Origin of the sequence: Streptomyces sp. NPDC052036 (assembly GCF_040680495.1) — a bacterium.
Lineage (GTDB): Bacteria > Actinomycetota > Actinomycetes > Streptomycetales > Streptomycetaceae > Streptomyces.
Window position 1 is genome coordinate 113,285 of the sequence record NZ_JBFAWW010000016.1, and the last position, 24,268, is coordinate 137,552.

Below are 24,268 nucleotides of genomic sequence, written 5' to 3' on the forward strand. Positions count from 1 at the left end.
AGGTGACCCAGGTGAAAGCCGTCGTCTACGAGAAGCCATTCAATGTGACGGTGCGCGAGGTCGACGATCCACAGATCGAGCATCCGAACGATGTGATCGTGCGCGTCACGTCGACCGCGATCTGCGGCTCGGACCTGCATATGTACGAGGGGCGGACGGCCGCGGAGTCGGGCATCGTCTTCGGCCACGAGAACCTCGGCATAATCGAGGAGTTCGGCAGCGGTGTGGTGTCGCTGTCGCAGGGTGACCGTGTCGTGATGCCCTTCAACGTCGCCTGTGGATTCTGCAAGAACTGCCTGGCCGGCAAGACCGGTTTCTGTCTGACGGTGAATCCCGGCTTCGCCGGCGGGGCCTATGGATATGTGGCGATGGGCCCGTACAAGGGCGGCCAGGCGGAGCGGCTGCGGGTGCCCTTCGCCGACTTCAACTGCCTGAAGCTGCCGCCGGGACGCGAGTTCGAGAACGATTTCGTCCTGCTGGCCGACATCTTCCCGACCGGCTACCACGGCTGTGAACTCGCCCTGGTGTCCACCGGCGACAGCGTGGCCGTCTACGGTGCCGGGCCGGTGGGGCTGATGGCCGCCTACTCGGCCCTGCTGCGCGGTGCGGCGAAGGTGTTCTGCGTCGACCGGGTGCCCGAGAGGCTCGCCAAGGCGGAGGAGATCGGGGCCATCCCCATCGACTTCACCCAGGGCGACCCGGCCGAGCAGATCAAGGCGCAGACGAAGGGTGAGGGCACCGACAAGGGCGTGGACGCCGTCGGCTACCAGGCCCAGGCGCACGACGCGAGCCACGAGGAACCCGCCGTCGTCCTCAACGCGCTCGTCGAGACCGTACGACCGACCGGCCTGCTCGGTGTGCCGGGCCTGTATGTGCCTTCCGATCCGGGCGGACCGGACGACCACGCCAGGCACGGCCAACTGCTGGTCTCCATCGGCAAGATGTTCGAAAAGGGGCAGCAGATGGGCACCGGTCAGTGCAACGTCAAGCAGTACAACCGCCAGCTGCGTGACATGATCATCGCCGGTCGGGCCAAGCCCAGCTTCGTGGTCTCCCATGAGCTGCCGCTCGACCAGGCGCCGCAGGCGTACGAGAAGTTCGACAAGAGGGTCGAGGGCTACACCAAGGTGGTCCTGCACCCCGGCCACGCTCTCGCGGCATGACAACCCACGACACGCCCCGACCGGTGCCCTCGCCGGCCGGGGCGTGATCTGTGAGTCGGATGGTTCACCTGCTCGGTGCCCGACGAGGCCGCGCGCGAAAGCGGCTTTCCTCAGGGGGCCGTCACGGCCGTCGCGCACCGACGATGCCGTAACTGCGCTGTGCGGCATGCTTCTTTGTGCTCCCGTGCGCCCCCTTGGGCGGAGGAATTCGGGCGCCCGTACGGGTTGCACTGGGCAGGAAACGATTCAAGTGCCCTGTCCTTGGAACGTTTCACCGACTTCCATGTGCTGACTGAGGCAGGTGGTATTCCATGAGCGTTTCCATGCCCGCCCAAGAGCGAGACTGGAAGAGTGGAACTGCGCCAGGCATATTCCCCTTCGTGGGGCACGGCATCTCCCTGTTCCGCCGGCCCCTGGCCTTTCTGAATTCCCTGCCCGCGTACGGGGATGTGGTCGAGATACGCCTCGGCCCCCAGCGCGCCTGGCTGGCGTGCCACCCGGAGCTGGTCCACCGCGTCCTCATGGACGCCCGCACCTTCGACAAGGGAGGCCCGCAGTACGACAGGCTCCGGCCGCTGATGGGCAACAGCCTCGTCACCTCGGCCCATGCGGAGCACCGACGGCAGCGCAGGCTTCTCCAGCCCGCCTTCCACCCCTCCCGCATCGCGGACTACACGCAGATCATGGCGGAGGAGGCGGCAGCGGTCTGCCGTACGTGGCGACCGGGGGAGCGGGTCGATGTCAGCGCGGCGATGCTGGCCCTGACCACCCGGGTGACCAGCCGGGTCCTCTTCTCGGACTCGCTCGACGCGGCGACCGTCGCCGAGATGCGGGACTGTCTCGCCGCCCTGGTGAGGGGCCTGTTCATCCGGACCGTCGTACCCGTCGCCCCCCTGTTCCGTATACCGACACCCGCGAACCGCCGCTACCGGCGGGCGTTCGACCGCCTGCACGCCATCACCGACTCCGTCGTCGAGCAGCGCCGGCGGAGCAGTCCTCGCGACGACCTGCTGGGAACCCTGCTGTCGGCCGAGGAGGACCACGGGCCGGCGTCCTCGGTGACCGCGCAGGAGATACACGACCAGCTGATCACCCTGCTGCTCACCGGAGTCGAGAGCACGGCGATGTGTCTGGGCTCCCTCTTCGGGCTGCTGCCCGGGCATCCGGAGGCCGAGCGGCGGCTGCACTGCGAGATCGACGCGGTGCTCACCGGAGGGCGGCTGCCCGGGGGCGAGGACCTGCCACGCCTGGTCTACACCCGCTGCGTCGTCGCCGAGACCCTGCGGACGTATCCGCCCGGCTGGCTGTTCACCAGGATCACCACCCGGGACACGGAGTTGGGCGGAGTACGGATCCCGAAGGGGACCACCGTCCTGTACAGCCCCTACCTCCTGCACCATGATCCCGCGTCCTTCCCGGAACCGGACCGGTTCCTCCCGGACCGCTGGCTGCCGGGGCCCGGGTCGGGGTCGGGGTCGGCAGCCCGGCACGGCGCGATGCTCCCCTTCGCGGCGGGCAGCCGTAAGTGCATCGGTGACACGTTCGCCCTGGCGGAGGCCACGCTGGCCGTCGCGGCGATCGCCGCCCGCTGGCGCCTGCGGCCGTTACCCGGACGCGCCGAACAACCGCGCCCCGCGGCCACCCTCGGGCCCAGGGAACTCACGATGGTCCCCGAACCACGCCCCCACGCACCGGCCACCGAACCCCCGACGCACGGCACCACCGCCCGGGACCCGGGCCCCGCGCACTCGGCTCCCGCACCCTGAGGGGACCGGTCCCCGTCCCGCGTACCGCTCCCTCGGGACCGGAGCAAGGCTCCCCCGCAACCCGGACAGTGGTGCCGCACCGCTCACGGGGTTTCTCCAAAGAACCGGAAAGTACCGGAAAGAAGGTGAGAACGGTGACCACGGCGCACGAGGGCGGCCCGGCCGCGTCGCGCGGCCGGATACCGGCCGCGAGCCTGAAGGACCTGATCGAGGCCCAGCTCCACATGCCCTTTCCCTTTCTCAGCAATCCGTACGAGGAACAGGCCGCGGCGGGCGTGGACGACTGGTTACGCGCCTGCGGCCTGACCGACGACCCGTCGGTGGCGGCGATGATCGCCCACACCCGCCCCGCCCAACTGGCGTCCTACAACGGCCCCACGATGGACCCGGACATCCTCCGGATCACGGCCCATCAGATCGCCTATCAGTTCGTCTTCGACGACCGGGCGGAGGAGATCGGGCGAGGGCGGCCGAGCCGGCTGATGCCGATGCTCTGCGAGAGCGTCGGCATCCTGCGTGACGGTCGGCCGCCCAGCACTCCGCTCGGGGCGGCCCTGGCCGATCTACGGCGCCAGGTCATGGAGCGCTGCACCCCCGACCAGGCCGAGCGCTGGGCGTGGGCGGGTCGTGAGTATGTGCACGGCCTGTTGTACGAGGCGGTGGCCCAGGAGGACCCCGAAGGCCCCGGAATCGGGCTGTGCACCTCGATACGGTCGCTCATCGCGGGCGTCGAACCCTTCTATCCGCTGTGCGAGGCCGCGCTGCCCGGCGAGTTGACGCCACAGGAACTCGGTCACCCCGCCGTACGGCGCCTGCGCAGGCTGTCGGCCGACGCGGCCGTGTGGATACCCGACCTGTTCTCCGCGGTGAAGGAACAGCGCCTGGGCGGAGTGATCAACCTGGCCCTCGCCTACCGCCGGGAGCACCGCTGTTCGCTGGAGGAGGGCGTCATGCTGGCCGTGCGGCGCATCAACGGCACCATCAGGGAGTTCGAGCGGCTCTTCAAGGAGACCGAGCCGGAGTTGAGCGCCCTGGGCATCGGCTATGTGAACGGCATGGCCGGCTGGATTCGTGGCTGTTACTACTGGTCCCGCGGCGTGCCGCGCTATGCGGACACGGCCGCCGAGCCCGTCGGCTCCCTGGAATAGGATTTTCTGCTTCCGTGCCACATCCGGGGCACACGTCGACAACCGTCCCGCAGGAAACTCGATTAGCGTCCGTTACCCGAGGTACGGAAGATCAAAACACCGAAATGGGTGATTCACTCTTTCCGTAGGCGAGGATTCCCCAAAGCCTCTACTCGGCGTCCACCTGGGCGTACGCTCGTCGCTGTCGTCCGAAGCCGACGGCAGGAAGCGGCAGAGCACATGGTGGACGCAACCTCCTATCCGGTCATCGAGCGCCGGCCCCTGTTCGAGCGCCATCGGGAACTCCATGGCCTTGATTCCGCGTTCTCGGACCTCCGTGACGCCACCGACGGTGTGTCACGGGAGCGGCGGGGCGGGCTGCTCGCCTTCACCGGTCCGGCCGGACTGGGCAAGACGACACTCCTCACGGAGGCGCGCGTCCGCGCCGTGGCACGGGGGTGCACGGTGCTCTCGGGCCACGGCGGCGAGAACGAGCAGGGCGTGGCCTTCCGCCTGGTCCGTCGCCTGCTGCAACCCGCCCTGGCAGCCATGGAGGAGCCGGAACGCCACGAACTGCTGGGGAGTTGGTACGACATCGTCGCCGCGGCCCTCGGCATCGAGGCGCAGGACGCCGCGCATGTGCCGGATCCGACCGCGGTGCGCGACGGTCTCGACTGGGTCCTGACCCGTCTGGCGGTGCGCAAGGCGCCCCTCGTCCTGCTCCTGGACGACATGCACTGGGCCGACGAGGAGTCGTTGAGCTGGCTCGCCTCCTTCGCACCACGGGCGGAGGACCTGCCCCTGCTGATCGTCGTCGCCTACCGGCCCGACGAACTGCCGCCCGGAGCGGCCGTCTTCCGCTCCCTCGCCGAGCGGCAGGGAAACCGCCCCTATTCATTGGCGCCGCTGACCGCCGGCGGTGTGGCCCGTATCCTCCGGGACGAACTGGGGGAGCAGGCCGAGGACGCGTTCTGCGGCGAGTGCTGGACCATCACCGGCGGAAGCCCGTTCGAGACGGTGGAGCTGGCCGCCCGGCTCGGCGAGCGGCGGGTCAGGGGCACCCGGCGGGACGTGCCCGTGCTGCGGGAACTGGCCTCGGCGGTCAAGGGACCCGGTCTGGCCGAACGCCTCCAGCGCCTCGGCACCCCCACCGTCCGCTTCGCCTGGGCCGCCGCCGTCCTGGGAACGGCCATCCCGCAGGAACTCGCCGCCACCATCGCCGTGGTCGGCAGCGAGCAGGCCGATGAGGCGACCGAGAAGCTGCGCGCCGCCCGGATCCTGGCCGACCGTCAAGGCCCCGGCGGCGTACTGGAGTTCGCCCACCCCCTGGTCGCCACCGCCGTCTACCGGGCCATTCCCCCGGGCCTTCGGGTCGGACTGCACAACGCGGCCGCCGAGGCGATCCGCACCGCGGGACTCGGGGCCGCTGCCGCGGCCCGGCATCTGCTGGAGGTCCCGTGCGAGGGCAACTCCGAGGCGGTCGCGTGCCTGCGGGAGGCCGCCCGTGAGTCTCTGCGGGCGGGCGCTCCGGAGGCCGCCCGTCGCGTTCTGACCCGGGCCCTGCGGGAGCCGCCCGCCCAGGAGGAGCGGGCCGCCCTGCTCTACGAACTCGCCGGCTCCACCTTTCTGATCGAACCCACCGCCACGGTCGGCTATCTACGCGCGGCACTCGCGGAGCCCGTGATCGCCGACGAGCTGCGCGCCTCCATCGTCTACCGGCTGACCCAGGCGCTGGCCCACACCGACCGGGTGGCGGAGGCGGCGTCCGTGGCCGAGCGGGAGGCGCGACTGGCTCCCCATCCGCGTGTCCGGCTGCGGATGCTGGCCGACCACTTCCAGTGGAGCTCGTGCCGCGCCGACGAGCCCGACCCCGCGGCCCGTTCGCGCAGACTGGCCCGGCTGGCCGGACGGCTGACGGGCCGGGGACCGGAGGAGCGCTCCATCCTGGGCCTACGGGCCTGGGACGCCCTGTTGCGCGGGGAGTCGAGGGACACCGTGCTCAGGTATGCCCGGGAGGCCCTGCGCGGCGGACTGAGCTGGACCGACGAGAACCGGGGCTTCGAGGTGCCGGTCTCGGTCGCCCTGACGTTCATGTACTGCGACCAGCCGCGGCGGGCCGAAGAGCTGTTCACCCAGGGCATCGCCGAGTGCGAGGCGAAGGGCTGGCGCGGCTCGCACCTCGCCCTCGGCCAGACGCTCTTCGGCTACATCCGCCATCACCGAGGCTCGCTCGCCGAGGCGGAGGAACTGGTCCGGGAGGGGCTGCGTATCGCCGACCGGGTCGACGAGGGCGTGCCCGCCCAGTGGTTCGCGGTCGGCATCCTCATCCAGATCCTGCTGGCCCGCGGGCGGACCCCCGAGGCGCGTCGGCTCGCCGATGCGCACGGCTACGGCAAGGTGGTCCCGAACGCCGTCATCTACCCCGACCCCCGTACGGTGTACGCCGAACTGCTCCTCGCCGAGGGACGGCACGGCGAGGCGGCGGACCTGCTGCTCGACGTGGGGGAGTGGCTGGAGTCACGGGCCTGGCGCAATCCCGCGTGGTGCCCCTGGCGGCTGGACCTGGCCGCAGCGCTCGCCCCCGCCGCTCCCGAGCGGGCCGCCCGCCTCGCGGAGGAGGCCGTCGCACGGGCACGGGACTTCGGCGCGCCGTCCGCCATCGGCCAGGCGCTGCGCACCCAGGCCGAGGTCGCCGTCGGATCGGCGGCGCTGGAACCCTACGCGGAGGCCGTGGCCCACCTGGAGCGCTCACCCGCGGCGTACGAGCTGGCCCGCGCCCTGATCGGCCAGGGCGCCGCACTGTTCCGGAACGGACAGCCCCATGAGGCCGCCGACCGGCTCTACCGGGGCCTGGAAGGCGCCGTCCACTGCGGTGCCGAGGGCCTGGCGGCCCGGGCCAGGAAGGAACTCTCCACGGCCGGACTGCGGCCGCTGCCCCTGCGTTACGCGCAGACGGACACGCTCACGGCGCAGGAACGCAGAGCCGCCGAGATGACGGCCCGCAGCCACACGACGGCGGTGGTCGCCCAGGAGCTTCATCTGACCGAACAAGGCGTGCGGCAGCTGCTCTCCTCCGCCTACCGCAAGATCGGCACCGATGCCACCGGACTGGCCGCGGCCCTGGAGTCCTTTCCCCGTCCCCGGCCTTCCGGCGCCCGCGAGTGACCGGTGCGGTCGACCCGCAGGATTCCGGCCGGGAGTTGCGCGACCGCGGTGCAGCCGGGCCACCCGCCCCCGCCGACCGCGGGGCGGGCCCGGTACGCCGCGGTGGCAGAGGGCGCGGTGGCCGCCCTAGAGTGAGAGAACGTTTCTCCGTCAGGTCCCGCGCGCCGAGCGGCCAGGCGGCCACCGCACCCCGATGTGGGGTGCGGGGGTCCGGGCCCGGCGCCGATCTACGGCCGCGCCCCAGCGTCCCGCTCGCGGCCGCTGGGAAGAGGTGTGGCCCATGGCCGGACGCCCCCCGGGTCCCGTTCCCCAGCCGGTGCTGTCGCCGCTGACCACCGCAGCGATCTTCCTGGTGACGACGATCGACACAGGGGGCGAGCCGGTGGTGCGGGATGTACTGGCCGACCTCACCGGCATACAGCGGGCCGTCGGTTTCCGGGCCGAGCCCGACGGACGGCTGAGCTGTGTCCTGGGCATCGGCTCCGCGGCATGGGACCGTCTGTTCGCCGGACCGCGCCCGGCGGAGCTGCACCCCTTCCGGGAGCTGTCCGGGCCCGTCCACCGTGCCGTGTCGACGCCCGGTGACCTGCTGTTCCACATCCGTGCCGCGCGGCTCGACCTGTGCTTCGCGCTGGCCGCCGAGATCATGGAACGGCTGCGGGACGTCGTCACGGTGCGCGACGAGGTGCATGGGTTCAAGTACTTCGACGTGCGTGACCTGCTGGGTTTCGTCGACGGTACGGAGAACCCCACGGGCCCGGCGGCGCAGGCGGCCGTGCTGGTCGGGGACGAGGATCCCGCCTTCGCGGGCGGGAGTTATGTCATCGTTCAGAAGTACCTTCACGATCTGGATGCCTGGAACGCCCTTCCGGTGGAGGCGCAGGAGCTGGTCGTCGGCCGTCGGAAACTGTCCGACATCGAACTGGCCGACGAGGTCAAACCGGCCGACTCGCATGTCGCGCTGAACACGCTCGTCGATCCCGACGGCACGAAGCACGAGATCCTCCGCGACAACATGCCCTTCGGCACCGTCGGGAAGGGCGAGTTCGGCACGTACTTCATCGGGTACGCCCGTACCCCGACGGTGACGGAGAGGATGCTGGAGCGGATGTTCCTGGGCGCGCCGTCGGCGGCCCACGACCGCATCCTGGATTTCTCCACGGCGGTCACCGGATCGTTGTTCCACGTCCCCACCACCGACTTCCTGGACGACCTGCCCGATCCGCCCGGCGCGAGCGCGTCGTGCGAGACGGGCACGCCCCGCGAGGAGTCCGGCCCGCCGTCGTACCCGGCCCCGTACGAGGCCGGCTCGCCCCGGGACGAGGGTGACGGCGAGAGCGACACCGTGCCTTCCGTGCCGGCACGGGTCTCGGACGGGTCCCTCGGGATCGGCGACATGAAGGGCAGTTATGAACCGTAGTCCTGAAGGGCGGTTGGGCCGATGAACAACCTTCACCGCGAACTGGCGCCCGTCTCCGCCGAGGCGTGGGCCGATCTGGAGGAGGAGGCCGGCCGCACGTTCAGACGCCATGTGGCGGCCCGCCGGATCGTCGATGTCCCCGAGCCGGGCGGTTCCGAGCTGGCCGGTGTGGGCACCGGACACCTCCAGGCCGTCGACGGCCCCGCCGAGGGGGTCATCGCGCACACCCGACTCTTCCAGCCGCTCGTCGAGCTGCGGGTCCCGTTCACCGTGGACCGGCGGCAGGTCGACGACGTCGCACGCGGCGCCAAGGACGCCGACTGGCAACCGGTCAAGGACGCCGCCCGCCGGATCGCGTACGCGGAGGACCGGGCGGTGTTCGAGGGCTACGCGGCCGCGGGCATAGCCGGACTGCGCGACAGCTCCTCGAACCCGCGCCTGGTCCTGCCCGAGGGGGTACCCGAGTACCCCAACGCCGTCAGCCAGGCCGTGAGTGCGCTGCGGCTCGCGGGTGTGGGCGGCGCCTACACCCTGGTGCTGAGCGCGGCGGCGTACACCGCCGTCAGCGAGACCTCCGACTACGGTTATCCGGTCATCAACCACATGGCCCGGCTGCTGGACGGTGACATCGTGTGGGCGCCCGCCATCGACGGAGCCTTCCTGCTGTCCACGCGGGGCGGCGACTTCGAACTGCGCCTCGGCCAGGACCTGTCGATCGGCTACCTCTCGCACGACGAGAACAGCGTCCGGCTGTACTTCCAGGAGACGCTGACCTTCCTGGTGTACACGTCTGAGGCCGTGGTGGCCCTGGAGACCCCGGGGACGCGGCCCACGGCACTGTGAAGCCCCGCCACCCGCCTACGCCTGTCGCTCACCCCCGGCCGACCGGTGCAGGAACAGGGGCCGGGCCGCGGTGAGCGTGGCGGCCGCGACGAGCACGAACGGCAGCGCCCCGGCCCACGCGGGCGCCACCCGGCGCAACGCCATGGCGGCCGCCGCGCCGACGATGAGCGCTCCGAGCCGGGCGGGCACCCATCCGTCGGGGCGGGTCCGTCCGACGCCGCGCACGATGTAGGTCGCGAGCGTCCCGGTCAGATAGGTGGTGGGAGCGGCGGCCCGTCCCGCGGCCACCATCGCCGCGGCCTGCGCGCCCATGGCCATCGCGGCGCCGCACTGCAGGGCGTCGCGGGCCACCGCTCCGGGTGCGCCGCCCGAGGCCGCCCAGACCCCCGCTCCCACGGCGAGCAGCACGGCCTCGCCGGTCAGACAGAACATCACCCGTGCGGGCCAGTGCGTGGCGACCTCCTCCCGACCGTGGGTCACCCAGGCGACCAGCCCGGCGCCCGCGCCGAACCCCGCCAGGGCCAGCGCGGCGGAGGCGACTCCCGTACCACCGCCGTGGCCGATCGCCATCCCCAGCAGGGCGAGATTGCTCGTCATGACACCGGCGAAGACATGGTCGAGCGCGGTGAACGAGATGGCCTCCACCGCACCGGAGGCGGCCACCAGCACCACCACCGCGATGCACGTCGTGGGCCCCGGACCGCTGTCCGGCTCTTCGCGCTGTTCCATCACCGCTCCTCTCCACCGTAGTCACCGAGGGTAGGTGTACGTGATCCTCCGTGACGAGCGGCGAGGGCTCGCCCGGCACGGTCAGACCCTGCCCCAGCGGGCCAGCGCGAAGGAGAACAGCCCGAACAGGGCGAGCCCGGCGGCGACCAGCGCCAGCAGCCACGGCCCGAACGGCGTGCCGGCGAAGGAGCGCAGCGTGTCGTCCAGTCCCTTGGCGCGGTCGGGCCGGTAGTCCACCGCCGCACGCACCGCGAAGCCCCCCGCCGCGGCGAGGACCAGCCCCCGCGCGGCGCCACCCCCGACGCCGGTGAAGTCCACCAGCCGCCGGGCTCCCGGGGACATCTCGCCCAGCCTGAGCTCGGCGTGGAAGGCGCGCCGAACGGCCTGGACGCCGGCCCACACGCCCGCCACGATGATCCCGATCCCGGCTGCGCCGACGATCCACTGTCCGGCGGGCATCCCCAGCAGCCTGGCCGTGACATCGCGGGACTGCTGGTCGCTGGAGCGGCCCTGGTCGCCGTAGCCCGCGGCGAACGACAGCACGGAGTAGGCGACGCACCCGTAGAACACGCACCGGGCCAGGGCCGACAGCCGCTTCGTGGCCTTGCGGCCGTCCGGCCCGACCGCACCGAACAGCGACTCGGACAGCCGCCACAGCGCCATGCCGGCGAGCCCGGTGCCCAGGGCCCACAGGAGTACGGCGCCGAACGGCTCGTGCGCGATCTGGGCGACGGCACCGCTGCGGTCGGCCTGCTGTCGGCGGTCGCCGAAGGCGATCCGCAGCGCCAGAAGACCGATCAGCAGATAGATCACTCCGCAGGCGGTCAGTCCCGCCCGGGCGGCGCCCCGCAGCACCGGGCCCCGTGCCGCGCGCCGGGCCCGTGTCCGGCCGCCCTGGGTCATCGCGCTCGTGTTCATCTCGACCTCCCGGACAACCGGATGCCCCGGCCGGGGACGCCCATACGCCGAGCGCCGCCCTCGCCCAGGCGTCAGTACGTCCGTCGAGTCCGCCGGATCGGCCGGGAATGGAAGGGCGGGGGTTGCTGTTACAGAGCACGTAGCTGACATGCGCGAGTCAAGATCGCGGATGTGGGTGAAGGGAGAACCTCATGGCACGCAGCAGCGCGCGCCCGGTCGTCAAGCTGAAGTCGACGGCCGGTACCGGCGTCACCTATGTGACGCGCAAGAACCGCCAGCACCACCCCGACCGGCTGGTGCTCCGCAAGTACGACCCGGTGGCCAACCAGCACGTCCTCTTCCGCGAGGAGCGCTGACCCGAGTCCCGGTCGGCCCTGAGGGCACGGGACGCACACGAACGGCCACGAGAAAGGAAACTCCCATGAGGCCTGGCATCCACCCCGAACTGCGGCCGGTGGTCTTCCGTGACCGCGCCGCGAACGCCGCCTTCCTGACCCGCTCGACGGCACACTCGACCCGGACCGTCGAGTGGGAGGACGGCAACACCTACCCGGTGGTCGACGTGGAGATCTCGTCGGCGAGCCACCCGTTCTACACCGGCACCTCCCGGGTCGTGGACACCGCCGGCCGGGTGGAGCGCTTCGAGCGCCGCTACGGCCGCACGGCCGCGGCCCAGCGCTGACGGCCGGCCGGACGGCCTGCGAGAGGAGAAGACAGTCATGAAGGTACGCAAGTCCCTGCGCTCTTTGAAGTCCAAGCCCGGAGCCCAGGTGGTGCGCCGCCGGGGCGTGGTCTTCGTCGTCAACAAGAAGAACCCGCGCTTCAAGGCCCGCCAGGGCTGACGCCGCCTCACCGGACACACGCCCTGCCCCTCCCCGTGCCGCACGGAGAGGGGCCGGTCTGCCGTGTCCGGCCCTCGCTCGAGTGGGCCGTCCGGCGCGCAGCGCCCGGGCCTCCCGGATCGCCGTGAGCCGTCGTCCACGGGCGGCGGGCCCGGCACGGCGTCTCCGTGCCGCCGAATGTGCCACTTCTGGGCGCTCTTCGTGAGCCATGGGGCCGGGGTGCAGTGGTCGGCGGATACTGCGCGGTTACATGACCCGGAATGCGCACGAAGGCGTTTCCCGCCGGTCTTCCGCCGTGCCGGGCAGCCCTGATCAGGATGCGAGGGAGAAATGAGCGAAGCAGGCGGAGACAAGGAAGCCGGTACCGCCACGTATGACGTGATCGTGCTGGGCGCGGGCCCGGTCGGCCAGAACGTCACCGACCGCGCCCGCGCGGCCGGGCTCTCCGTGGCCGTGGTGGAGCGTGAACTCGTCGGCGGCGAGTGTTCCTACTGGGCGTGTGTCCCCAGCAAGGCTCTGCTGCGGCCGGTGCTCGCCCTGGCCGACGTCCACCGGGTGGACGGCGCCCGGCAGGCCGTGACCGGCCGGATCGACACCGAACGGGTCTTCGGTCGCCGCAACCACTACGTCGCCGACTGGGACGACAGCGGGCAGGCCGAGGCGGTCAAGTCCATGGGTGCCGACCTGTTCCGCGGGCAGGGCAGGATCGACGGCCCGCGCCGGGTCACGGTCACCAGCGACGACGGCGCGCGCCGGACCCTGACCGCACGGCATGCCGTGGCCGTCGCCACCGGCAGCCTGCCGTCCCTGCCGGATCTGCCGGGTATCCAGGAGGCCCGGCCCTGGACGAACCGGCAGGGCACCGACTCCAGCAGCGTGCCCGCCCGTCTCGCGATCGTCGGCGGTGGCGGGGTCGGCGTCGAGATGGCCACCCTCTGGCAGGGTCTCGGCTCCCAGGTCACCCTGCTCGCCCGCCGCGCCCTGCTGCCCCGGATGGAACCCATCGCGGGCGAGCTGCTGGAACGCGGGCTCACCGAGGCGGGGGTGGACGTGCGGATCGGCCGGCAGGTGACTGCGCTACGGCGCCCGCAACCGCAGGGGCCCGTCACGCTCACCCTCGACGACGGCGGCGAACTGGAGGTCGACGAGGTCCTGTTCGCCACCGGCCGGACGCCCGCCACCGACGACATCGGTCTCGACACGGTCGGGCTGACGCCCGGATCCTGGCTGGACGTGGACACGACCTGCCTGGTGCGCGAGGTCGACGGCGACTGGCTGTACGCCTGCGGGGACGTCAACCACCGTGCCTTGCTCACCCATCAGGGCAAGTACCAGGCCCGCACCGCCGGGGACGCCATCGCCGCCCGTGCCGCGGGTCGCCCGCTGGACGACGCGCCCTGGGGCGACCACGCCACCACCGCCGACCAGCATGCCGTGCCCCAGGTCTTCTTCACCGATCCCGAGGCGGCGGCGGTGGGCCTGACCGCCGAACAGGCGGCCGGGGCCGGTCACCGCGTCAGGACCGTCGACGTGCCCCTCAACGCCGCCCAGGGCGCCAACCTCTTCGCCGACGGCTACCGGGGCCACGCCCGACTCGTCGTCGACGAGGACCGGGACGTCCTGCTGGGAGTGACCTTCGTCGGGCCGGGAGTGAGCGAGCTGCTGCACTCGGCGACCGTCGCGGTCGCCGGTGAGGTGCCGCTGAAACGGCTGCGGCACGCGGTCGCCTGTTTCCCGACCGTCAGCGAGATCTGGCTCTTTCTTCTGGCCGCCTACCGGCGCGAACGGGGCTGAGCCGGACCGCCGGGGGCGCGCCCCACCGCGGTGCGCACCCGGAAGGAGGCCTCAGCGGACGACGTGCCGATGGGAGCGGCGGGACCAGCGGAAACCCGACAGCAACAGGGTCGCCGCGAAGACCACGACTCCGATGATCAGGAGGTAGAAGAGCCCCTTGAGGATCGCGCCGAGGAAACCGAGGACGACCGCTGCGAGGATCAGGAACAGGACAAACGCTAGGAACGCCATGAGGGAACACATCCTCCGGCCGGTGGTGCGGATGACGGGTCGCCGATGTTCTGCGGGCCGGTCGGTGACACGGCTGGTCAACGGCGTGCGAGGCGGCGTCCACGATCGGCGCCGGGCGCGTAGGCCTGGTCGTAGTGCTGGAAGATCTCCGCTTCGCGCTCGGCCGGCAGGATGTCGTCCAGGCCCATGGACGGCGCCTTCTTCACCAGCCCTCTGGAGTGCGCGACCTTGACGTAGCCCGGGCCCAGGGTCGCCTCGTCGAGGGGGACGAAGACGAGCCGCTGGCGGGTCGGCAGCCCGGTACGGATGGTGGCCATGGTCGGCGTGTCGGTGGTGGTGTCCACATAGACCGCCTCCAGGGCCCCGATCTTGCGCCCTTTGGCGTCCAGCACGTCACGGTCGCGCCATTCGCGGATGTCGGCTGAATGGATCATGCCTCGCTCCTTGCGGCCCGCGGCCTCCCACAGACACCCCGATCCGGGCGGAGCGGCTGTGCGAGAGCCGGCACTGTCTTCACTGTACGTCCCCGGAGCCTCGACCCGCAGCTACGGCAGGGGCCGCTCCGTCAGCGCAGTGCTTCGTACACGGAGGCCGTGGTCAGGCCGTAGGCGAGATGCGGCACCGCGTCCGACACCCAGGACGTCAGGGGCCAGGAGGCCGGATCGGTCACCTTCAGGGCGGTGGCCGGGAGGTCGCTGCCCGCCATGGCGGCCGCGCCGAGCAGCGGCCCGGACGTCCAGAGCGACGGTGGGCCGGCCCGGTACCGCCACAAGCCGTACGCGCCCCCGATCCCGAGGCCGATGACGTACCCGAGCAGGGCGCCGACGGCTTGATCACGACTGGACCTGGTTTCCCCGTCGCCCAGTGCGACACCGGTGCGCTCGGCGAGACGATCGGCCACCTCGGCGGGCACATCGCTGGACGGACGGCCGCGCGGCAGCATGTCGCCGTAGCCGACCAGGTCCAGTACGACGGTGCCGACCGCCCCCGCCAGCAGGCCTTTGGTCACGGGGTGCATACGCGACACCTCCTTGGTTCCGCTGTGGCTGTGCCGGACAGACCGTTCGGGTTCCGCCCACGGGGCCCGGCAAACGGAGCGGGCGTCGGGCCCGTCATGGGCATGCGGCGGCGGCACCCGTCACACGAGAGGAGGCCCGGCTCCCGCTGCGCGACGATGGTGGGGCGGGCCGCTCTCCCACGGTGGGCTTCACGGAAGCAGGGTCGGCCGATTCCGGCCTGTCGCTGGGGCCGCGACCGGGAGGTGGTGTCATGTCGATCAGCCGGCTGGGACTCGTGGTGCACGGGGGCCGTCCACAGGCGGTCGCCGGGGCGCAGACGGTACGGGAGTGGTGCGCGCAGCACGGGATCAAGTGCGTCGACATCGATGTGTGGCAGGACGGGGCGAGCCGCCGCCACGCCCGGGAGGAGGTGCGGGCGGCGGGCGGTCCGGACCTCATCGTGACCCTCGGCGGGGACGGTACGTTTCTGCGCGGCGCACGCATCGCCGCCAAGAACGACGCCCTGGTACTGGGCGTGGACGTGGGCAGGGTCGGCTTTTTGACCGAGACCCCGGTCACCCAGGTCGTGCAGGCACTGGAGGCGATCCAGGCCGGCAGGTCCGAGTGCGAGGAACGCATGATGCTGATGATGCGGTCCTCCAGACTGCTGGAGATTCCCGTCGGCATGGAGGAGACGCTGTGCTACGGGCGGGGCCCGGCGCTGCCGCCGCCCCAGCCGCAGCCGGAGCCCGACTCCGCGGAGGACGACGGCTGGGGGATCCCGCTGGACGTCAACGCGCTGAACGACGTCGTGGTGGAGAAACTGGCGCGGGACCGGCAGGTCAGCGTGGGGGTGTACTTCGCGGGGCGGCTGCTGGCGTCGTACTCGGCCGACGGTGTCATCCTCGCCACCCCGACCGGCTCGACCGCGTACAGCTTCGCCGCGGGGGGACCGGTGCTCTCGCCGCGGATGAAGGCCCTTGTCTTCACGCCCGTGGCCCCGCACATGGCGTTCAACCGCACGGTGATCGCCAATCTGGACGAGCCGATCGCCCTGCTGGTGCTGCCCCACTCCGGTCGGGCCGCGGTGAGCGTGGACGGGCAGTCGCGCGGCATCCTGGAGCCCGGCGACTGGATCGGGGTGGCCGCGGCGCCGCGCCCGCTGCGCCTGGTGAGGCTGGCCCCCGCCAACTTCTACGGGCGGCTCAGGGATCGGATGCGGCTCACCGACGCGCCCGCGGCGGCCGCCGACGGTCCGGCGGCGCCCGTGTTCCGGCCCACGGGCCCGCTGCCGGAGGACCTGAACGGCTTTCGCCTGCCTCCGGCACCGTGACCCGTTCCATGACGGAACGTCAGCCGTGGAAGGTGATGTAGCCGTTGCCGTCCCGGTCCGAGCCGGACTTGGTGTAGGAGTGGACGTCGGCGCGGCTGCTGGAGGGCTTGTACAGGTAGATGGTGTCCTTGTCGTTGTTCCACATGAAGTTGCAGTTCTGGCGGTAGACGACGTTCTTGGCGTCGGAGTCGGTGCCCTTGCCGCCGCGCAGCTTCACATAGTCGCCCGGCTCCAGGTAGTGGTTGGCGGGGAAGACGAAGCGGTTGCCGGCGGCGTCCTTGACCACGTAGCCCTTGAGGTTGACCGTCGTGCTGCGGGAGTAGTTCTTGATCGTCAGGTACTCGTCCCGCGTGTTGCCGGTGGAGCAGTTGTTGGAGTCCCGGCCGGGTGCGTCGTACTGAACACCCGTCAGTTTCAGGGCCGACGAGTACTCGGTGGCGTGCGCCGGAACGGCGGCGACGGCGACGAACGTCCCGGCGGCGGCAGCGGCCAGCGCAGCGCGTATGCGCATGAGGAATCCCCCCTCAGTGGTGCGAATGGAGCCCGAGGAGCTTATCCGATCGGTGAGGGTGGGGTGAGTGAAGAGTGAAGAAAATGTGAGGGTTGGCGGAGGGTGCGGGATCGGGGCTGGGAGATGACCGGGCCCCCGTTCCCGGCGCGGGGAGCGGGGGCCCGGTGTGCCGTGGTGGAGGTCAGCAGCCTCCGCAGTTGTAGTAGAGGACGTCCCAGTGGCTGCCCTCGTCGGCGTAGATGTTGCCGGAGCCCGACTGGTACTGGGGTGCGCCGTCGCTCCGCAGGCCGATGTAGGCGAAGGTGCCCTTGATGTAGTTGGTGACGCAGGAGTTCTTGCCGTAGTCGAGCTTGTAGCCGTTCCAGTGCGAGTACGTGCCGGAGGCGTGCCCGGTCTCGGTGCCCCCGGTGATGTTCAGCGCGCAGCCGGTGGCCCCCTTGAGGGTCTGCGCGCCCTGGGCCGTGGCGAGGTTGAGCTGCTCGAAGGACGTACAGGTCGGATTGTTGCGGTCGGAGCAGTTCCCGGAGGACGACCAGGTGATGCCGACCTGACGGAACATCGAGGTGGCCGTGGCATGGGAGATCTTGGTGACGGTGACGTCCTGGGCGGCGAGCGCGTCCCCGGCGCCGCCGAGTACGGCGAGCCCGGGCGTGAGAGTGAGTGCGAGGGCCGTGAGGGCGGAGCGCATCTTCATGCTGGGACCTTCCTGCGGTCGGGCCGTGTCCTGTGGGGCGGCTGTGCAGGTGGTGCACGGAGATGGTGCCCGAGGCCTACGCGCGTTCGCCAGAGGGCGGGTCGGGACAGGACGCGGCGGCGTCCGTCACGGATGACATCGCGGATGCTCCGTCCTGACCGCGCCCGGCTCGCGGGTGGCCCGTCAGGCGGTGCGTGTGAAGACGGGGAGGTAACCGCGCGACTGCCCCAGCGAGGTGGGATGGTACGACTCGACGGGTGCCAGCAGGCTGACGCTGCGCACCCAGGGGCTGGAGGTGCAGATCTCGTGGTCCTTGAAGGCGGCGCGTACGTCGGCGAACATGAATCCGTGGTCGGCGACACGCTTCGCGATCACGGTGTCGAGGTGGTCGACGGCGTTGTTCAGCGCGGACCGTGAGGCGTCGGTGAGGCCGGCCGTGCAGGTGCCGTGGACCTTGTACAGATGCGGATAGCCGAGGACCACCACATGGGCGGCCGGGGCCTTGCGCCTGATGGCCGTGTAGAGGCGGTCCAGGTCGTGCGGAAGGGTGCTGTCCATATAGGTGCGTGCCTCGGCCACGGCGGACAGACACGCGGTGCTGCCGCGCAGCACACAGGTCGTCATCACGTGGCCGAAGCCCGAGTCGCTTCCGCCGACGGTGACGCTGACCAGTCCGGTACGGGCACCGAGCGGGCCGAGCTGGTGGTCCATGACATCACTCGTGCGGGCGCCGTTGCACGCGGCGAAGTTGAACGACGATCGAGGATGGGACGCGGCCCACAGGGCGGGATACGCCCGACTGCTGCGCAGGCAGTCGCCGCTGTTGGCGAAGTAGCCGCCGGCTCCCACCCCGGAGGAGTAGGAGTCCCCGAGGGCCACATAGCCCGTGGCCGCTGCTTCGGGGGCGGCCTGTGCCGCTGTGGTACCCGTGAGAGTGCAGACGGCGGACAGGAGGAGCGAGGACACACATGCCGCGATTCGGGACTGTCTCATAGCCCTCGCTTAGCACGTCCGGGCCGGTGAGGACGGGCCCGGCGCCGCGGCGTGTGCGGCCCGTCGGGCGCCGTCCAGGGCCGTGGTGCTGCCCAAGTCCCATGTCTGCTAAAGCACTTGTGTCCGGCGTGAGGGAACAGCGGTGCGCGGTGCTCCGCGTGGACGTCACCCGTTGAGCCGTCACTCGTCCGGCCCGTCTCCGTCGGGGTGCCCGGACCGGCCGTGGACCCCGCGGCCGTCGACCGCGCCGGGTCCCGCGCACCGCGCCGTGCTCCGGATGCCTATGGTGGGATGTGATGAGCCGTGACACCGAACGCCGTCGCCGCCCGGCCCGTCGGCCCGGATACGTGGCCGCGGCGGGCGTCTTCGCCGTCGGCATGATGGGCACCACCCTGCCCACGCCGCTGTATGGCCTGTACCGCCAGCACATCGGGTTCTCCGAGCTGATCGTCACCGTGGTCTTCGCCGTCTACGCGGTGGGTGTCATCACCGCCCTGCTGGTGGCCGGTGACTTCTCCGATCTGCTGGGGCGACGCCCGGTGCTGCTGGCGGCGCTCGGGCTGGCCGCGCTCAGCGCGGTGTGCTTCCTCTGCGAGGGCGGGCTGCCGCTGCTGTACCTGGGACGGGTCCTGTCGGGGTTCTCCGCGGGCCTGTTGAGCGGCACCGGCACCGCGGCCGTCCTGGAGTTGGCACCGCCGGAGCGACGCGCCCGCGCCGGTCTCGCGGCGACCGCGGCCAACATGGGCGGCCTCGGACTCGGTCCCCTCGTCTCCGGTGCCCTCGCCGCGTACACGCCCTGGCCGCTCAAGCTGCCCTTCCTCGTGCATCTGGTGCTGCTGGCGGCCGGCGCCGTGGTCACCGTTCTGCTGCCGGAAACCGTGCGCCGGTCCGGCCCCCGGCCCCCGCTGCGCCCCCAGGGCATGAAGGTTCCGCCCGAAGCACGCGGGGTGTTCGCGCCATGCGCCCTCGCGGCCTTCGCCGGTTTCTCGCTGCTCGGCCTGTTCACCGCGGTCGCCCCGGCCTTCCTCGGCCAGACGCTCGGCGAGCACAACCTGGCGGCGGTCGGAGCCGTCGTCTTCTCCGTGTTCTGCGCCTCGACCGGCGGACAGCTGCTCCAGGGGCGGGTGGGGACCCGCAGAGCCCTGTCGCTCGGCTGTCTGGTGCTCGTCGCCGGTCTCGTGCTCGTCGGGGTCTCACTGCTGCTGGCGTCCTTGCCTGTGCTCCTCCTGGGGGCCGTGACCGGTGGCGCCGGGCAGGGCATGGCGTTCCGGGCCGGTCTGACCGCGGTGAGCTCCGCGGCGCCCGAGACGCACCGGGGCGCCACCATCTCGGCGTTCTTCGTCGTCGCATACGTGGGCATCTCGTTGCCCGTCGTGGGGGTCGGCGCCCTGGCCGTGGCCCTCGGACTGCGCGACGCCGGTGTGGTCTTCGCGGGCTGCGCGACCCTCCTCGTCGCCGGAGTGGGCACCGCCTTGTGGCGACGGCCCACCGCGGATTCCTGAACCGGATCCGGGACGACGGGGGCGCTCCGGCCGGGCGGCAGGCCGCCGTCACTCCGACGGACCAGCGTTGCCCCGTTCGGACCATGCGGCCGGGCCGCCCGCCACGAACGGGTGAACACTCGGGTCACGGAGACCTCGAGCAAAGCGAGAACGCCATGACAGCATCTGCGATCCACGGCATAGCGCGCCGCATACGAGGCGCGCACCTCACCGCGGTCGGGTGCGCCCTGGCCCTGTGCGCCGTCGGGGCAGCTCCCGCCGACGCGGCCGACGCCACCTCCGACACCAAACCCACCGTCGTCCTGGTGCACGGGGCGTTCGCGGACGCCTCCAGCTGGAACGGAGTCGTCGAACGGCTGCAACGCCAGGGCTACACGGTCGTCGCCCCGGCCAACCCGCTGCGCGGCCTGTACACCGACTCCGCCTACATCGCCTCGGTGCTGAAGAGCATCAAGGGGCCGATCGTGCTGGTGGGCCACTCCTACGGCGGTGCGGTGATCAGCTCCGCCGCGGCCGGCAACACACAGGTGCGGTCACTTGTGTTCGTGTCGGCCCTGGTGCCGGACAAGGGCGAGAGCGGGATGTCGCTGGCCGGCAGGTTCCCGAGCGAACTCGCCAGTGCCCTTCGCTCCGTTCCGTACCGGGCCGGTGGGGGAGAGAGCGGGACCGATCTCTACCTCCAGCCGGACAAGCTGCACCGGGTTTTCGCCGCCGATCTGCCGGAGCGCACGGCGCGCGTGCTCGCGGCGACCCAGCGGCCCGCGAGTACGGCCGCCTTCTCCGAGCGGGCCAAAGAGGCCGCCTGGCGCACCATTCCGTCCTGGTTCCTCGTCGCGAAGCAGGACATGACCATCAACCCGGCCCAGGAACGCTTCGAGGCACAGCGCGCGGGCTCGCACACGGTGGAGATCAACTCCTCCCATGTGGCCATGATCTCCCACCCGGACGCCGTCACCGACCTCGTCCTCCAAGCCGCGAAGTCGCCAGGTTCCGCGGGGCAGTGACGGTCCGTTCAGCAGTGACGGTCCGCGTCCCGCCGGAGCCGGACGAGTGCCGCAGGGCAGCGTCCGTCGGCCCGTGCCCGCCCGGCCGGTCCGCCCGCCGAACGGCACAGAACCGCGGGTGACGTCGAGCGCCGGCGACTCACCGGCGCGTCGTAGCTCGCCCAGGACGGTCCGGACAGCCGTGCGTGCCGTGCGGCTGGGCCTGACCCAGGCGGCGGTCCTGGTGCTGGAGATATACGGCGTGGCGCACACCAGTGCCGCGAACGCGGGCCTGCTCATCAGTCTGACGCTGGTGATCACGCCGCTGCTGGACCGTTCGGGCGGCCGGGGCGGGGTGCCCCCGCGCTTCTTCCTCGCCGCCGGCCTGTGCGTCGTGGCGGTCGGCCTCCTCACCTCGGTCCACGGGCTGCACACGCCCGGGGTGGGGGACGTCCTGATGCTGGCCGCGGCCGCGGTCCGGGCCGTCCATGTGGCCCTGGTCGGACGGCTCACCTCCGGCCGCTCGCTCAGGCTGCTCCAGCTGACGTCCGTGCAGACCGTCGTCGGGGCGGTGCTGTGTCTCGCACCGGCCGCCGCGGGCGGTCGGGCGGCCCTGGCTCATACCACTGCCGGCACCTGGGCCCAGCTGGCCTATCTCGCCCTGTTCTGCAGCGTGTTCGCCTTCATCGCGCAGACCTGGGCCATCCAGCGGACCTCCGCGAGCAGGGCCAGCCTTCTGCTGGGCACCGAACCCGTGTGGGCAGCCGCCATCGGTATCGGCATCGGCGGCGAGCATCTGACCGCCCTCGCCGTCCTCGGCGCGGTGCTGATGGTCGCCGGGACCTACTGGGGCCAGGCCATCGAACAGGCTCACCGCACCGCCCTAGGGACGACTGCCCGCGAGCCGACTGCCGGAGAGAGGACCGCCGAAGAGCCGAACACGGACGGCACAAGCCCGGCCACGACGCCGGTCGGCGCCTGACCTGCCCTCTTGCCGAACCACACGGGACCTCGCACCTCCTTTAGAGTGCTTCCGTCCCCTGCACGCGCCAGTGGCCCCGGCCCCGCGGCGCGTGCCGACCCTGCCCATGAGCACGACCGAGGAGCCACCGTGTCCGATCCGACGTCCATATCCCTGCAGCAGGACATCGCCCGGGATCTCCAGGTGAGCGAGTCCTTCGACGCACAGCAGGAGATCGAGCGCCGGGTGGCCTTCCTCGCCGACCAGTTGACCTCCACGGGCCTGCGCTCGCTGGTGCTGGGCATCAGCGGCGGTGTGGACTCCTCGACCGCGGGCCGGCTGTGCCAGCTGGCGGTGGAGCGGGTGCGCGCCACCGGGCAGGAGTCGACGTTCTTCGCGATGCGGCTGCCGTACGGCACTCAGGCCGACGAGAAGGACGCGCAGCGGGCGCTGGAGTTCATCCGGCCGGACCGGGTGCTGACCGTCGATGTGAAGCCCGCCGGCGACGCCGCACTGGAGGCGGTGCTGGCCGGCGGTACGGTCTTCCGTGACGCGCACCACCAGGACTTCGTGCACGGCAACATCAAGGCCCGGCAGCGCATGATCGCCCAGTACGCGGTGGCGGGCGCGTACCAGGGCCTGGTGGTGGGCACCGACCATGCGGCCGAGGCGGTCTCCGGCTTCTTCACCAAGTTCGGTGACGGCGCCGCCGATGTGGTCCCGCTCACCGGCCTCACCAAGCGGCGGGTACGGGCCCTGTCGCAGGCTCTGGGCGCGCCGTCCGAGCTGACCTGGAAGACCCCGACCGCGGACCTGGAGACGCTGAACCCGGGCAGGCCCGACGAAGAGGCGCTCGGCGTCACCTACGACGACATCGACGACTTCCTGGAGGGCAAGCCGGTCGGCGAGGCCGCCTTCGCGGCGATAGTCCACCGCTACCGGCTCACCGAGCACAAGCGACAGCTGCCGATCGCTCCCTGAGTCGCGCGGGGCCGCGGCCTGGTCCGACCCGCCGACGGGCCCCGTGGAACTCCCGGCGATCGAGTGATCTTCGTCCTGCGTTCGGAGCCTTCGGCAGGTACTCCGGTGTGTTCTCGGGCAGGCGGGGGGCGTGTGCCCACACCTGCGCACGAGAGGAGATCCGCATGAAGGAGCGTCATACGAATCGTCAGCGGAAGCATCCGTCAGGCAGGATCGCGCGGCTCAGGCGAACCACCTCTCGACTGCCCATGTGGCTACGACGCCACGGGCGCCGGGTTCCTGACCGGTTCCTGGAGGGCGCGGCGTACAAGCTCGGCAGCGGTGCCGTGACCCTGGTGCTGCTGTGGTGGGCGACCAGGCGCTGACGTCCGGGCGGCCCCGCCCGGCCGTCAGCTGGCGGCCGCGGAGTGCACGGCGGTTCGGGCCGCCCCCTCCACCAGCGTGATGCCGTCCTGCATCGACGGGCTGCCGTTCGAGAGGACCGCGACCAGATAGCGGTGTCCGCCCACCGTGATCTGCCCGATGCTGTTGACGTCCCACAGCCCGGTCGCGGTGCGCTGCAGCCAGCCGTTCTTCAGCGCCCACCCCGAGGTCGTGGCCGCGGAGACGCCCCACGCCTGGTCGCCCTCGATACGGGTCATCAGCGTCCGGATGTACTTCCGCGAGTCCTCGCGCAGTGCCGTGGAGCCCGTGTTCGCCGCCGGTCCGGTGTCGAACACCGCGCGCAGCAGCCGTATCTGGTCCCGTGCCGTGGTCTGTGTCAGCCCCCACAGCAGGCCGGGGCCGCCCTTCGTCGTGGCCATGCCCAGTCGCTTGTTGGCCGCCTCCAGCCCCGGGGCCTTGCCGATCTGCTGCCACAGCGCGGTCGCCGAGTCGTTGTCGCTGTGCCGGATCATCGCCTCGGCGTGGGTGACTTCCTGCGGGGTCAGCGGCCGGCCCGCGTCCTGCGCCTGGAGCAGCACCGTCGCGAGGATGTCGACCTTGACGATGCTCGCGGTGTCGTACGGGGCGTCGTCGCCGCGCACGGTGGGCTCGCGGCCCTTGTCGTCCAGGCTGAGCACCGCGGATGACACCCGCGGCTTGGCGTGCGGCTGCACAGGTGCGGGGGAGGTGGCGGGGGTGGCGGGTACGGCCGAGGCCGCGGCCGCCTCGGCCGGGGCCGAGTGCAGCGCGCCGGTGGAGATCAGCGTCGTCGCCGACGCCAGGAGCACACCGGCGCAGGCGACGGCACGCTTGCCCCGGCGTTTGTCCGCGGTGTCCGGCCGCCGGCGGGAGAACGGTCGAAAGAGCATGATGGAGCAGCCTCAACGGTTC

The 24,268-nt window shown here is 71.6% G+C and carries 25 protein-coding genes; 16 read left to right on the forward strand and 9 right to left on the reverse strand.

The window, feature by feature from the left end; translation table 11 throughout:
* Nucleotides 1-11 precede the first annotated feature (11 nt).
* The 6 genes from AB0L95_RS22680 (at nt 12) to AB0L95_RS22705 (ending at nt 9,484) form a co-directional block, all read left to right on the forward strand.
* Nucleotides 12-1,163 carry a glutathione-independent formaldehyde dehydrogenase gene (locus AB0L95_RS22680; protein ID WP_365163975.1) on the forward strand — a complete coding sequence of 384 codons (1,152 nt, stop codon included), beginning with the start codon at nt 12-14 and terminating at the stop codon, nt 1,161-1,163.
* A 380-nt stretch (nt 1,164-1,543) separates the two neighbouring features.
* Nucleotides 1,544-2,929, forward strand: a complete 1,386-nt coding sequence (locus AB0L95_RS22685; RefSeq protein ID WP_365163876.1) for a cytochrome P450 — start codon at nt 1,544-1,546, stop codon at nt 2,927-2,929.
* Nucleotides 2,930-3,063: 134 nt separating this feature from the next.
* Complete coding sequence (locus AB0L95_RS22690) at nt 3,064-4,077, forward strand: (-)-alpha-amorphene synthase (protein ID WP_365163877.1); 1,014 nt, start codon at nt 3,064-3,066, stop codon at nt 4,075-4,077.
* A 219-nt stretch (nt 4,078-4,296) separates the two neighbouring features.
* Nucleotides 4,297-7,221: an AAA family ATPase gene (locus tag AB0L95_RS22695; protein WP_365163878.1), complete on the forward strand. Its 2,925-nt coding sequence runs from the start codon at nt 4,297-4,299 to the stop codon at nt 7,219-7,221.
* Nucleotides 7,222-7,501: 280 nt separating this feature from the next.
* Nucleotides 7,502-8,641 carry a Dyp-type peroxidase gene (locus tag AB0L95_RS22700; RefSeq protein WP_365163879.1) on the forward strand — a complete coding sequence of 380 codons (1,140 nt, stop codon included), beginning with the start codon at nt 7,502-7,504 and terminating at the stop codon, nt 8,639-8,641.
* 21 nt (nt 8,642-8,662) lie between these two features.
* Nucleotides 8,663-9,484, forward strand: coding sequence for a family 1 encapsulin nanocompartment shell protein (locus AB0L95_RS22705; RefSeq protein WP_365163881.1), 822 nt, complete (start codon nt 8,663-8,665; stop codon nt 9,482-9,484).
* Between the two features lie 15 nt (nt 9,485-9,499).
* Here AB0L95_RS22705 and AB0L95_RS22710 read toward each other — a convergent pair whose 3' ends face one another.
* Together AB0L95_RS22710 and AB0L95_RS22715 are read right to left on the reverse strand one after the other, a co-directional pair.
* Nucleotides 9,500-10,213, reverse strand: coding sequence for a DUF1275 family protein (locus AB0L95_RS22710; protein ID WP_365163882.1), 714 nt, complete (start codon nt 10,211-10,213; stop codon nt 9,500-9,502).
* Nucleotides 10,214-10,294: 81 nt separating this feature from the next.
* Nucleotides 10,295-11,131 (reverse strand): DUF1206 domain-containing protein, encoded by an 837-nt coding sequence (locus AB0L95_RS22715; protein WP_365163883.1) that lies wholly within the window; start codon nt 11,129-11,131, stop codon nt 10,295-10,297.
* Between the two features lie 191 nt (nt 11,132-11,322).
* Between AB0L95_RS22715 and rpmG the strand changes: the two genes are divergently transcribed.
* The 4 genes from rpmG (at nt 11,323) to AB0L95_RS22735 (ending at nt 13,767) form a co-directional block, all read left to right on the forward strand.
* Nucleotides 11,323-11,487 carry a 50S ribosomal protein L33 gene (gene rpmG / locus AB0L95_RS22720; RefSeq protein ID WP_311697647.1) on the forward strand — a complete coding sequence of 55 codons (165 nt, stop codon included), beginning with the start codon at nt 11,323-11,325 and terminating at the stop codon, nt 11,485-11,487.
* Between the two features lie 65 nt (nt 11,488-11,552).
* Nucleotides 11,553-11,813 (forward strand): type B 50S ribosomal protein L31, encoded by a 261-nt coding sequence (locus tag AB0L95_RS22725; protein WP_365163884.1) that lies wholly within the window; start codon nt 11,553-11,555, stop codon nt 11,811-11,813.
* 37 nt (nt 11,814-11,850) lie between these two features.
* Nucleotides 11,851-11,973 (forward strand): type B 50S ribosomal protein L36, encoded by a 123-nt coding sequence (gene ykgO / locus AB0L95_RS22730; RefSeq protein ID WP_054244622.1) that lies wholly within the window; start codon nt 11,851-11,853, stop codon nt 11,971-11,973.
* 330 nt (nt 11,974-12,303) lie between these two features.
* Complete coding sequence (locus tag AB0L95_RS22735; RefSeq protein WP_365163885.1) at nt 12,304-13,767, forward strand: NAD(P)/FAD-dependent oxidoreductase; 1,464 nt, start codon at nt 12,304-12,306, stop codon at nt 13,765-13,767.
* A 51-nt stretch (nt 13,768-13,818) separates the two neighbouring features.
* On the opposite strand, the gene AB0L95_RS22740 is transcribed toward AB0L95_RS22735, so the two are convergent.
* The 3 genes from AB0L95_RS22740 to AB0L95_RS22750 all read right to left on the reverse strand — a co-directional run bounded on the left by AB0L95_RS22740 (nt 13,819) and on the right by AB0L95_RS22750 (nt 15,016).
* Nucleotides 13,819-13,998 carry a hypothetical protein gene (locus AB0L95_RS22740; protein WP_365163887.1) on the reverse strand — a complete coding sequence of 60 codons (180 nt, stop codon included), beginning with the start codon at nt 13,996-13,998 and terminating at the stop codon, nt 13,819-13,821.
* Between the two features lie 77 nt (nt 13,999-14,075).
* Nucleotides 14,076-14,432 carry a PRC-barrel domain-containing protein gene (locus AB0L95_RS22745; protein ID WP_365163888.1) on the reverse strand — a complete coding sequence of 119 codons (357 nt, stop codon included), beginning with the start codon at nt 14,430-14,432 and terminating at the stop codon, nt 14,076-14,078.
* Nucleotides 14,433-14,563: 131 nt separating this feature from the next.
* Nucleotides 14,564-15,016: a hypothetical protein gene (locus tag AB0L95_RS22750; RefSeq protein ID WP_365163889.1), complete on the reverse strand. Its 453-nt coding sequence runs from the start codon at nt 15,014-15,016 to the stop codon at nt 14,564-14,566.
* Nucleotides 15,017-15,267: 251 nt separating this feature from the next.
* On the opposite strand from AB0L95_RS22750, the gene AB0L95_RS22755 reads away from it, so the two are divergent.
* On the forward strand, nt 15,268-16,329 hold the full coding sequence (locus tag AB0L95_RS22755; protein WP_365163890.1) for an NAD(+)/NADH kinase: 1,062 nt from the start codon (nt 15,268-15,270) through the stop codon (nt 16,327-16,329).
* 19 nt (nt 16,330-16,348) lie between these two features.
* On the opposite strand, the gene AB0L95_RS22760 is transcribed toward AB0L95_RS22755, so the two are convergent.
* The 3 genes from AB0L95_RS22760 to AB0L95_RS22770 form a co-directional block, all read right to left on the reverse strand.
* Nucleotides 16,349-16,840, reverse strand: a complete 492-nt coding sequence (locus AB0L95_RS22760; protein WP_365163893.1) for a lamin tail domain-containing protein — start codon at nt 16,838-16,840, stop codon at nt 16,349-16,351.
* 181 nt (nt 16,841-17,021) lie between these two features.
* Complete coding sequence (locus AB0L95_RS22765; protein WP_365163894.1) at nt 17,022-17,534, reverse strand: hypothetical protein; 513 nt, start codon at nt 17,532-17,534, stop codon at nt 17,022-17,024.
* Nucleotides 17,535-17,717: 183 nt separating this feature from the next.
* Nucleotides 17,718-18,527 (reverse strand): SGNH/GDSL hydrolase family protein, encoded by an 810-nt coding sequence (locus AB0L95_RS22770; RefSeq protein WP_365163895.1) that lies wholly within the window; start codon nt 18,525-18,527, stop codon nt 17,718-17,720.
* Nucleotides 18,528-18,823: 296 nt separating this feature from the next.
* Between AB0L95_RS22770 and AB0L95_RS22775 the strand changes: the two genes are divergently transcribed.
* From AB0L95_RS22775 to AB0L95_RS22795, 5 genes are all read left to right on the forward strand, one after another.
* Nucleotides 18,824-20,029 carry an MFS transporter gene (locus AB0L95_RS22775; protein WP_365163897.1) on the forward strand — a complete coding sequence of 402 codons (1,206 nt, stop codon included), beginning with the start codon at nt 18,824-18,826 and terminating at the stop codon, nt 20,027-20,029.
* 155 nt (nt 20,030-20,184) lie between these two features.
* The gene (locus AB0L95_RS22780) at nt 20,185-21,033 is read left to right on the forward strand and encodes an alpha/beta hydrolase (RefSeq protein WP_365163899.1); all 849 of its coding nucleotides are present in this window, start codon (nt 20,185-20,187) and stop codon (nt 21,031-21,033) included.
* 181 nt (nt 21,034-21,214) lie between these two features.
* On the forward strand, nt 21,215-21,994 hold the full coding sequence (locus AB0L95_RS22785; protein ID WP_365163901.1) for a DMT family transporter: 780 nt from the start codon (nt 21,215-21,217) through the stop codon (nt 21,992-21,994).
* 129 nt (nt 21,995-22,123) lie between these two features.
* Nucleotides 22,124-22,954: an ammonia-dependent NAD(+) synthetase gene (nadE, locus tag AB0L95_RS22790; protein WP_365163903.1), complete on the forward strand. Its 831-nt coding sequence runs from the start codon at nt 22,124-22,126 to the stop codon at nt 22,952-22,954.
* Between the two features lie 164 nt (nt 22,955-23,118).
* Nucleotides 23,119-23,319, forward strand: a complete 201-nt coding sequence (locus AB0L95_RS22795; RefSeq protein ID WP_365163904.1) for a hypothetical protein — start codon at nt 23,119-23,121, stop codon at nt 23,317-23,319.
* A gap of 24 nt (nt 23,320-23,343) precedes the next feature.
* Here AB0L95_RS22795 and AB0L95_RS22800 read toward each other — a convergent pair whose 3' ends face one another.
* Entirely contained in the window at nt 23,344-24,246 is a 903-nt protein-coding gene (locus AB0L95_RS22800; RefSeq protein ID WP_365163906.1) for a serine hydrolase, read from the reverse strand.
* Nucleotides 24,247-24,268: the final 22 nt, after the last annotated feature.